1 protein-coding gene and 1 pseudogene are annotated in these 575 nt (G+C 42.6%); both read left to right on the top strand.

Going from position 1 to position 575, the window contains the following annotated elements; genetic code table 11:
• The first annotated feature begins 67 nt into the window (after positions 1 to 67).
• Complete coding sequence (locus R7Q46_RS28965) at positions 68 to 343, top strand: GNAT family N-acetyltransferase (RefSeq protein ID WP_005462904.1); 276 nt, start codon at positions 68 to 70, stop codon at positions 341 to 343.
• 2 nt (positions 344 to 345) lie between these two features.
• A pseudogene (locus R7Q46_RS28960) lies at positions 346 to 575 on the top strand (phosphotransferase); the annotation flags it as partial.

Below are 575 nucleotides of genomic sequence, written 5' to 3'. Positions count from 1 at the left end.
TGGTAATGATTTTATTCAGTGATATAGTTTGATTCAATAAATCCGTAACAAAAGTAGAGAAGAAGATATGCATAAAGTGATTCACGACACTGAAAGTGGCCTCTTTTGGGTTGATTTAGAGCAAGACTTCAAAGCAAAAGTGGTCTACGAGTTGAAAAATGATGTGATGCACATAACATCGACGGTCGTACCAGAAGAGCTGCGAGGCAAAGGTTATGGCAAAGTAATGATGGAAGCGGTACTCCCAGAAATTGAAGCTCTGGGCTATAAAATCGAACCGGTTTGCCCGTATGTGGCGCATTACATCAACCGTAACCAAGCTTGGTCGCATCTTCTTGCTTGAGTATGAATGACCACCACCTTTTGTATCAAAATATCAGCCAGGATCTTGATCTCGGTGCATTGCTGTCGAGTGAAGTAATCCAGTCACTTTGGGGCGGTTACGGAGAATTGGTTAGGCTGATATTTGCTCAACGCTCTGTCATTGTAAAACACGTCAAATTGCCTAAACCTTCTGAACACCCTAGAGGGTGGAATACAGACCGTTCTCACCAAAGAAAGCTGCACTCTTATCA

The organism is Vibrio sp. 811 (genome assembly GCF_033339195.1).
This window is presented reverse-complemented; position numbering and strand designations above follow the sequence as displayed.